Origin of the sequence: Vaccinium witches'-broom phytoplasma str. VAC (assembly GCF_000309405.1) — a bacterium.
Taxonomy (GTDB): Bacteria; Bacillota_I; Bacilli_A; order Acholeplasmatales; family Acholeplasmataceae; genus Phytoplasma.
Map to the genome: position 1 here is coordinate 1 of NZ_AKIN01000047.1, position 9,701 is coordinate 9,701.

The 9,701-nt window shown below is 26.8% G+C and carries 10 protein-coding genes; 7 read left to right on the forward strand and 3 right to left on the reverse strand.

Translation table 11 applies throughout. The features are described 5' to 3' along the window. Positions 1 to 150: 150 nt before the first annotated feature. From rplU to RI68_RS01465, 5 genes are read left to right on the forward strand one after another with little or no spacing between them, the layout of a single operon-like run. Positions 151 to 459 carry a 50S ribosomal protein L21 gene (rplU, locus tag RI68_RS01445; protein ID WP_017192108.1) on the forward strand — a complete coding sequence of 103 codons (309 nt, stop codon included), beginning with the start codon at positions 151 to 153 and terminating at the stop codon, positions 457 to 459. A 4-nt stretch (positions 460 to 463) separates the two neighbouring features. Then, a complete protein-coding gene (locus tag RI68_RS01450) occupies positions 464 to 775 on the forward strand; it encodes a ribosomal-processing cysteine protease Prp (protein WP_017193481.1) in 312 nt (103 codons plus the stop codon). Positions 776 to 788: 13 nt separating this feature from the next. Then, a complete protein-coding gene (rpmA, locus tag RI68_RS01455) occupies positions 789 to 1,085 on the forward strand; it encodes a 50S ribosomal protein L27 (RefSeq protein WP_222813009.1) in 297 nt (98 codons plus the stop codon). A 31-nt stretch (positions 1,086 to 1,116) separates the two neighbouring features. Further along, positions 1,117 to 2,403: a GTPase ObgE gene (gene obgE / locus RI68_RS01460; protein WP_017193482.1), complete on the forward strand. Its 1,287-nt coding sequence runs from the start codon at positions 1,117 to 1,119 to the stop codon at positions 2,401 to 2,403. Next, on the forward strand, positions 2,390 to 2,998 hold the full coding sequence (locus tag RI68_RS01465) for a hypothetical protein (RefSeq protein ID WP_017193483.1): 609 nt from the start codon (positions 2,390 to 2,392) through the stop codon (positions 2,996 to 2,998). The genes obgE and RI68_RS01465 overlap by 14 nt, the downstream gene beginning before the upstream one ends. A gap of 175 nt (positions 2,999 to 3,173) precedes the next feature. Here RI68_RS01465 and RI68_RS01470 read toward each other — a convergent pair whose 3' ends face one another. The 3 genes from RI68_RS01470 to RI68_RS03470 form a co-directional block, all read right to left on the reverse strand. Continuing rightward, positions 3,174 to 3,830, reverse strand: coding sequence for an adenylate kinase (locus RI68_RS01470; RefSeq protein ID WP_017192103.1), 657 nt, complete (start codon positions 3,828 to 3,830; stop codon positions 3,174 to 3,176). 412 nt (positions 3,831 to 4,242) lie between these two features. Next, positions 4,243 to 4,377 carry a hypothetical protein gene (locus RI68_RS04290; RefSeq protein WP_017193485.1) on the reverse strand — a complete coding sequence of 45 codons (135 nt, stop codon included), beginning with the start codon at positions 4,375 to 4,377 and terminating at the stop codon, positions 4,243 to 4,245. Between the two features lie 219 nt (positions 4,378 to 4,596). Next, positions 4,597 to 4,914, reverse strand: coding sequence for a Panacea domain-containing protein (locus tag RI68_RS03470; protein WP_017193486.1), 318 nt, complete (start codon positions 4,912 to 4,914; stop codon positions 4,597 to 4,599). A gap of 1,293 nt (positions 4,915 to 6,207) precedes the next feature. Here RI68_RS03470 and rpsD point away from each other — a divergent pair. Together rpsD and mgtA are read left to right on the forward strand one after the other, a co-directional pair. After that, complete coding sequence (gene rpsD, locus RI68_RS01490) at positions 6,208 to 6,813, forward strand: 30S ribosomal protein S4 (protein WP_017192611.1); 606 nt, start codon at positions 6,208 to 6,210, stop codon at positions 6,811 to 6,813. A gap of 172 nt (positions 6,814 to 6,985) precedes the next feature. After that, positions 6,986 to 9,652, forward strand: a complete 2,667-nt coding sequence (gene mgtA / locus RI68_RS01495) for a magnesium-translocating P-type ATPase (protein WP_017193489.1) — start codon at positions 6,986 to 6,988, stop codon at positions 9,650 to 9,652. The last annotated feature ends 49 nt before the right edge of the window (positions 9,653 to 9,701 follow it).

Sequence of the window (9,701 nt, forward strand, 5' to 3'; positions counted from 1 at the left end):
ATAATTTTTTAAAAATTATAATATTTTAAAGAGTTTGTTTTTTGCTTTTTTGAGAAATGATAGATTTATGATAATAACGTTGTTAAAACGTTTTATGATATAAATTAGGACAAATTAAATTATAAAAAATAAAAAAAGGAGGATTGCGAAATGTTTGCGATTATAAAAACAGGAGGCAAACAATATAGAGTGTCTCCAGGTCAAGAAATTTATGTAGAAAAATTACCTGTTAATGAAGAAGAAAATTACGTTTTTGAAGAAGTTTTAGCTATTGAAAACGATAAAAAAATTTTAGGCACTCCATTCGTTGAAGGAGCTAAAATTGAAGCTAAAGTTCTTAAACAAGGTAAAGCTAAAAAAATAATTGTAGCGAAATACAAAAGAAGAAAAAAATATCGTTTAAAACAAGGTCATAGACAACTTTATACTAAATTTTTAATCACTAAGATAATCACTTAAGTCAATGATTGAATATTTTTTTAAAAAAGAAAACAACATCATTCAACAAATAGAAATTACAGGTCACGCTTTATACGCTGTTAAAAATAAAGATATAGTTTGCGCTTCTGTTTCCGCAGCTATTATTCTCACTATGAATGCTATTGAACTTTTCGGTTTACAAAAAAAAGTTACTTTTCAATTGAAACAAGGATATTTTTCTTTAAATTTATTAGAAACAGATGAGATTGTCAATAATCTCTTAACTAATTTAGAATATTCCTTAAAAGATTTAAATAAAACTTATAGTAAATATTTACAAGAAAAAATAATTTAAAAAAGGTGTTTTAATCATGTTAAAGTTAAATATTCAATTATTTGCTTCTAAAAAAGGTGTTAGTTCGACTCGTAATGGTCGTGATTCTCATTCTAAGAGATTAGGAGCTAAATTATCAGACGGTCAACGCGCTAATGCGGGTTCTATTATTTACCGCCAAAGAGGAACAAAAATTTTTCCTGGTAACAATGTAGGCATTGGTAAAGACGATACTTTATTTTCTCGTGTCAACGGAATCGTTAAGTACGAAACTAAAAGAAATAAGAAAAAACAAGTTTCTGTTTATTTTGTGGAAAACAAATTAAATTAATGTTTTTTTAATTGAGAAGGAACAATTATAAATGAATTTTATAGATGAAGCAATAAATTTCGTTCAAGCTGGTAACGGCGGCAACGGAATTGTTTCTTTTAGAAGGGAAAAATTCGTTCCTTATGGAGGTCCTTCCGGAGGAAACGGCGGGCAAGGCGGATCTGTTATTTTTGTTGGTGAAGCCGGCGAAAAAACTTTATTAAAACTGAGATACAAAACGAAAATAAAAGCTTTAAACGGAGTTAACGGTAAAAATAAAACTCAAAACGGCGCTAAAGCAGAAGATTTATTTGTTAAAGTACCTTTAGGGACTTTAGTTTACAATAATGAAGATAATAGTTTTATTGGGGAAATTTTAGAACATGGTCAACAGTTAGTTATCGCTAAAGGTGGTCGTGGCGGTCGTGGCAATTTCGCTTTAGCTAACTCCAAAAATAAAGTACCTAATTTCGCGGAAAAAGGTGATTTAGGAGAAAGTTTAACCATTAAAACAGAGTTAAAAGTTTTAGCCGATATTGGTTTAATTGGTTATCCTAATGTTGGTAAATCTTCTTTAATTTCGGTTATTTCTAATGCTAAACCTAAAGTAGATTCTTATCCTTTTACGACTTTACAACCCTTTTTGGGGATGGTTTATCATCAAAACTTTAGTTTTACAGTGGCCGATATTCCTGGTTTAATTGAAAATTCTCATTTAGGTCGTGGAATGGGTATTAGTTTTTTAAAACATATCGAAAGATGTAAAGTTTTGGTTCATTTATTAAGTCCTGAAAGAGATGATATTTATCAAGATTATCAAAACTTACTGCAAGAATTAAAAATGTATAATCCAGCTATTTTAAAAAAACCACAAATCATTGTGGTTAATAAAATGGATTTGCCCGAATCTGAAGCTAAATTAGCTGACTTTCAAAAAAAAATTCCTGAGGAAAATATTCTTTTCATTTCTACTTGGAATGGTTTTAATTTAGATACGTTGAAATTTAAAATTATAGATTCTTTGAAAAATCATCAACTGATTATTCCGGAAATAGATACAACTCATCAGCTTTTTACTTTGGATGAAGAAAAACAGTTTGAAGTGTGTAAAGATGAATTTGGTGATTTTGTTGTGAAAGGCAAAATGGTAGAAAAGTTTTTTGGTAGAACAGATTTTAATAACTACGAATCAGTGAAAAAATTTTCTTATATTTTGAAAAAAATAGGCGTAGAAGAAGAATTGAAAAGAAAAGGTATGAAAGATAACGATCAAGTGAAAATTTGTGATTATATTTTTGAAATAGTTACTTCATTCAGTCATAAGTATGAAAAAAAATAACTTTAGATATATTAATTTACAGCAATTGGTGTTCGTTTCGTCTTTATCGGCTTTATCCATTGCTTTAAACGTGATGACGCTTAAAATTTTAGGTTTTGCCCGACCGTTAAAAAAATTATTTTGGTTAGATTTTTTACAAGTCATCCCTTTTTTGATTATGCCTTTGTATAACAAAAATTATTTTGTTGTTTCTGCAGCGGCTTTTTTATCAGAATTCGTGAGTTTTTGGCTTAGAAAAACACTTTATCTTTATAATCCCCTCTTAAGTGTTTCTTTCTCTTTTTGTTGGGGTTTTTTACCTTTATTAATGTTAAAAAATAAGGATATGTCCTTTTTAAAACATTATTTAATTATCACCTTTATTGCGGTGATGCATTTTTTTCTTTTTACCCTTTTAAACTTCTTTTTTATAGATGTTATTTTCAGCAAAAAAGAAGTCAGTTTTACGACTTTATTACAAGATAATTTTATGGGAAGGTTTTTAATGCCTTTTTTATACATTAAATTTATCAGCGTTTTTTTAGTCTCTTTTTTGATTACTTATTTATACCGTATTATTAAAAAACAACTATTAAACGTGTTTTCTTTTAATTAAAAAAAATCATTTGTTTCGTTGAGAAGAACTGTTTCCTTTTAGGTCTTTAATCCTTGAAGTTTATAGTTCCTTTTTATTTTAAAATAAGAAAGAAGAGTAGGGTGAATAAAAAAAAAAAAAACTATTTAATTTTCAATAAATAATTTGTTTTTTTATATGCATGATTTTTTATCTTTTAAAGATGAGATATTTTTTTTAATAATAATTGAGTTACATCTTTAATAGACGTTTTAGGATTGTTAACAATAATTTCTATTATTTTGTTGTCTTTTTGATAATATTCCACTAAAGGAAGAGTTTCTTGTTTGTAAATATTTAAACGTTTAGTGAAAGTCTCTAAATTGTCGTCTTTTCTTTGAATTAAAGGCGTTTGATCTTTGTCGCATAAATTATCTTTTTGAGGGATTTTAGTAGCCAAGTGATAAATTTCTCCACATTTCGGGCAAATAATTCTCCCTAAAATTCTTTGCTTTAAACATTCTTCGCTAGAATTGAAGTAAATAACTTTGGTTAAATTGATCTTTTTGTCTTCAAATTCTTTAGTTAAAAATTTAGCTTGAGATAAATTACGAGGAAAACCGTCTAAAACAAAACCATTTTTAATATCATCTTGTGATAAGCGTTCATTTATCATAGCATTTGTCACTTCATCAGGCACTAAAGAACCTTGTTCGATATAAGAATTAGCTAATTTTCCTAATTTAGTTTTTAACACAAAATGTTGTCTAAATATATCTCCTGTAGATATATGAGGAATATTGAAATGTTTAGACAAAGCAGAAGCTTGTGTCCCCTTGCCGGTAGCAGGCGGTCCTATTAATATTATATTCATTTTTTGCCTCTTTTATTTTGTCTTTATATTCATGTCGGTACTGACATCTTTTTTACCATAATAGATCGAAAAGAAATATTTCTTTTGATGGGTAATGGATAATAATGTCTGATACTTACTCATCAATATAAATTTAAATATGAATTATTTTATTTGATATAATTTTAGTAGTTAATATTCGCAAAAAGATTAATTTATATTTTCATTAACTTTATTTTTTTAGCTCACAATTATAATAATAACATTTAAAAAAAACATTAATAAAATATCTTTTTAAAACAATATTATAACATCAATAAGAGCCATTATCGACATCAAATTTATCTTTTTTTGTAAAAAGGTTGAAAAAGGAATAAAGATGATTCAAGGAAATTAAACTTTGGATAAGAAAAAAAATGACTTAATAATTGTTTCATAATACTTCTTCTTTTATCTTTTGAAGCGTTATCCTTTCTTTTGCTGTTTTAACCTTTCTCGCTTTTTTATTATTTAAAGTAAAAGCCCTTAATAAAGTATTTTTTTGTAAAAACTGTAAAAATATTTTCAATTTGAATCTTTTTCATTTGTATTCTCTTTGAATCTCAATTTGTCTAAATTTTGTTAGAAATAGGTTTTGACATTTTCATTGTTAATAATGTTTTCCGGCCAAATTTTGTGTTAGTCATAAGCGTTTAACCATGACAATTCATTGTGGGTTTGATGAGATAAAAAACTTTCTTTTTTGTTACCGTATTTCTGGATAATAAAATGTAATGATGGCTTTTTGTTAAGTGGTTAATTTGTGGGCTTTTTCACATTTTATGGTATTGATGGGTATTGGTTGGTAAGTGAATTTTTTTAAAACCTTAGTTAAGGCAGGGAAAACAGGTTCATAAATCCAAGCTTGCATTTCTTCTGTTACAAGGGGTTCGTTGCATTCAACTAATGATTTAGCATGAGCGTAATAAATCATTTTATTCATTTTCATTTTTGTAACCGGAAAAAAGTTGTTTCCAATAATGCAATTCACTATATCAAAAATATTGGTTTTTGCTTTGCAAGACACAGTGTGCGCTGCGCTCTCCTTTAGGGGGATTTTTTGCATTTTTTTCCTCCTTTTTATTTATCATTATATATGATTTTTTATTAATTTGTAACAAATTTGGGGTTTTTGTTGTTCTGGTTTGGTTTTTATTTTGCTGGTTGTGATTTTTTATTCGTTCTCTAGTTCTATTTTTAATATTTAACGAGAATTATCGTGATAAGATATATTCTTGTTATGTTTTATATAACGACAATATAACGACAATAAAAAAGAATTCAATTTAAGAAGGCATATCGGATCGCGCGGTACTCAAGTTTCGCAATGCTTGGACAGTATTAACGCAGCTTCCATTTTTGATTTTTTAGTTGGTACGATTTTTTTCTTCACCGGTAATCACTTAACAGTTATTAAAAATAAAGCTTTTTTAGGGATAAATGTATTGATAGAAATAATTAATCAAATAACAAAACAAAAACAAAGTTTTTTTATAAAATTTAATTTTTTTCGACTTTTTAATAGCCCTTTTATCGACTTTTTTGTTCGGTTTTGAATTTTTTGAAAATGCTTCTTGGTTTTTAAATATTCTTTTTTACCCTTTTTTAAACTTTTCTGTTCTTTATGTGTTGGTCAAGTGCTTTGCCCTTATAATAGGCTAAATGACAACATAAGACAAAAAGAATGTTTGAAAAGAACGAGCTCCAAAGTTTTTTATATCATTCTTTGCAATGCTTATTGCAAGCATAACAAGCAAATATTCTTCCTTAAAAGACCTAAAAAAAGAAGAAAATAAACTATGATATTCGTTTTTTGCCGCATTAAAACAATAAATATCCCTCGCAACGAACTTTTTATAAGATCGCGATAAATTTATTGTCGCCAAAACCTCAACAATAATAAAGAAAAAATCCCTGAAAAAGGGATTTTTTATTGGCATAAAACCTCGCCGCAAACTTTTTGTTAATGAATTAACCTTTTTAAGTTATTTTTAGATAAAATTGCGCGCTTTTTAAAAAATTTATCCAACCATGAATAAGAATGATCCATTTACAATAAGAAGGGAAAAAATATTGACTGATAAAAAAACCTCTTTTATTGAGTTTTTTATGAAAATCGACATCATTTTGTTAAAAAATACTTGACTATTTGTTCTTTTTAACTTAAAATATAGAAGATGGTAAAACAGGTGTTTATTTTTGGTTAACTTAATCTCTATTTTTTATTAGACAATGTTTTAATAAAAAGAATTAGTAATTCTTTGCTGTTTTAGAAGGAAAATAGTTATAGTAGATTATTAATCTTAAGTAAACATAACTTCAATGCCTTCATAAAATCAAGTAAGGAGATTTAAGTTCAATGTCGCGTTATATAGGTCCAACATGGAAAATTTCACGTCGTCTTAATTATTCTTTGTCAGAAACTGGCAAAGAGTTAGTTAGAAAAAAAGAAAGTTTTGCAGGTAGTAAGCAAAAAAAACGTAAAAACAAATTAAGCGATTATGGTATTCAATTGCAAGAAAAACAAAAAGTCCGTTTTACATATGGCGTTTCAGAAAAACAATTTAAAAAGATTTTCCACAATGCTAGCAAATCTAAAGGTATTCATGGCGAAGTGTTTTTAACTTTACTAGAATCTCGTTTAGATAACATGGTTTATCGTATGGGTTTTGCTAGAACAAGATCACAAGCAAGACAATTAATTTCTCACGGTCATGTTTTAGTTGATGCTAAAAAAGTTAATATTAGTTCTTATCGTTTAAAACCAGGCCAACAAGTGTCTTTAAAAGAAAAATCTAAAGAATTAGAAATCGTTAAAAACGCTTTAGAATTCAATAAGAATAGCAGAATCGAATATGTTTCAGTTAACAAAGAATTAGTGGGAACATACGTTAGATATCCGCAAAGAAATGAATTTTTACATGAAATTAACGAACAATTAATTGTTGAATTTTACAACAGATAAAATTTATCAATATATTCAGTAACCATCTTTAATTTACTAATCTTTTGATTTTAATAAATTAAATAACGATTATTTTGGCTTTTTTCATCTAAATATTTTTTTGTATTTCTGTTTATATCTTTTTTTATTTATTAATATTATTAATAAACATTTTATCCAAGGAGTGCAAAATATGAAAAAAAAATCTGATGAATATTTTTTCAATAATTTACCGAGTTTGAAAGACATTAGCGCTCAAAATATTGAACAAACTTTTGCACTTTTAAAAACTAATCCCCAAGGTCTTTCTTCGGAGGAAATTATTCAAAGAAGAAAAAATTACGGTAAAAACATTTTTGCTAAAAAAAAAAAATCTTGGACAAAAAAAATATTCAAACTTTTTTTTAACCCTTTTAATATGATTTTATTGTTTTTAATTGTTTTTTCTTTTTGTAAAGATGTTTACCATGCTTCAGAAGAGGAAAAAGAATTTTCAACTTTTATTATTATTTCCTTAGTTCTTTTAGTTTCTAATATAATGAATTTTATGCAAGAAGCTAAATTTTCCGATATTTCTGAAAAATTAAAAAAAATTATTCAAACTACAACATCTGTTAAAAGAGAGAATCAAATTATAGAAATACCGTTAGATGAGGTAGTAGTGGGAGATATCATTTGTTTATCGGCCGGTGATATTATACCTGCGGATATGAAATTATTTGAAACAAAAGATTTTTTCGTTAAAGAAACCACTTTAACGGGAGAATCTAATCCTATTGAAAAAAAAGCTTTTTGTTCGGAAAAATATAATAATATTTTAGAAGATAAAAAACTTATTTTCATGGGCACAACTGTTGTTTCTGGTTATGCTCAAGGGATTGTTATCTCTATCGGAAATAAAACTTATTTAGGCAAAATAAACCAAATAGCTATTAAAGATAATCCTCTTTCAACTTTACAAAAAGGCATTAATTCGATTGCTAAAATAATAACAGTTTCTATTTTTATTGTTTTACCTTCTATTGTCTTTTTAAATTTCATTAAAGCGCCTAACGATTTTAAATTTTGGGAAATTTTGCCTTTCGCTTTAAGTACGGTTTTAGGTTTAACACCTGAAATGTTACCTTTAATAGCGACTACTTCTTTTTTTATTGGTATGGTAGCTTTATCAAAACAAAAAGTAATTGTCAAAAATTTATATTCTATTCAAGATTTCGGCGCTATGAATGTTTTATTTACTGACAAAACAGGTACTTTAACTGAGGATAAAATCATTATTGATAATTTTTTAGATATCAACAATAACATCAATAATAGAGTGTTAAAATACGCTTATTTAAATAGTTTTTTTCAAACAGGTTTAAAAAATTTGATTGATTCTTCGATTATTGACAAAATGAAACAAAAAAAAGAGGAAGAAGTTTCTTTTCTAAATATTGAACAAGAATTTGCTAAAATTGATGAAATTCCTTTTGATTTTAAAAGAAGAATTATGAGCGTCATTGTGGTTGATAAACAGAAGGAAACAACTGTTATCACTAAAGGCGCCATCGAAGAAATGTTAAATATTTGTTCTTATATGGAAATTACTGATCCTCAAACTAAAGAAATTAAAATTATTCAAATTGATAAAGAAAAAATTTTAGAAAAAACTAGTTTTTACAATAATCAAGTTTTTCGTGTGATCGGTGTAGCTTACAAAAGAATTGATAACAATAACCTAGCTGATTCTAAAAAAGAAGCAGACATGGTTATGATTGGTTTTTTAACTTTATTAGACCCTCTGAAAAAAAGTGCTATTGAAGCAATAGCTTCTTTGAAACAACATAATGTAGAAGTTAAAATTTTAACTGGTGATAACCAAATTTTATCTAAAATAATCGCTTCCAAAATAAATATCGCTAATCAAGATTTTTTATTAGGAACTGATGTAGATCAAATGGATGATGAGGCCTTGTATCAAAAAGCCCAAAAGATTAATATTTTTGCTAAATTAAATCCAGAGCAAAAAGCCCGAATTGTTTCTGTTTTTAAACAAAAAGGCAATGTTGTGGGTTATATGGGAGATGGTATTAATGATGCTGCTGCTATGAAATACGCTAATTTAGCGATATCGGTCGATTCAGGCGTAGATATAGCGAAAGAGTCCGCTGACATTATTCTTTTAGAAAAAGACTTAAAGGTGTTAGAAAATGGTATTTTAGAAGGTCGTAGATCTTATACAAACATGATAAAATACATTAAATTAACTTTAGCGGCTAATTTTGGTAATATTTTAAGTATTTTAGTGGCTTCTTTTTGTTTGCCTTTTGTCCCTTTATTGCCTATTCAAATTTTATTTTTAAATTTAATTTATGATTTTTCTTGTTTAGCTTTGCCTTTTGACCATGCAGAAGAGGAAAATTTAAACAAACCTCGTCAATGGAATTTTAAAAATATTATCTGTTTTATGATTTTTTTTGGAACTTTAGCTTTTTCTTTTGATGTTTTATTTTCTTTTGGTTTATATTTTATAGAAAATTCAAAATTAAAAGATTATGAGTCAGAAAAAATTAGTTTATTTCAAACTAGATGGTTTATCTTTTCTATTTGGACTCAATATTTCACTATTTATTGTTTAAGAAATGATAAGTTTGGAAAAAGTTTAAAAAAATCTCGCATGATGTTTTGGTTTTCTATTATTGGCGGAACTTTATCCCTTTTATTACCATTCATCCCTGTTTTGAGCAAATCATTAAATTTTAAAAACCCTTTTACTCTTAAATACATTGCTTTATTAGCAGTTTCGTTAACTCTTTATGGTTTTGCTTTATCAATCGTTAAAAAAATTTTTATTAGAAAAAACCAAGAATTATTATAAAAATAATAATATTTGGTTTGAGAGGTATTTGCTTATGTCAATTCCGTAT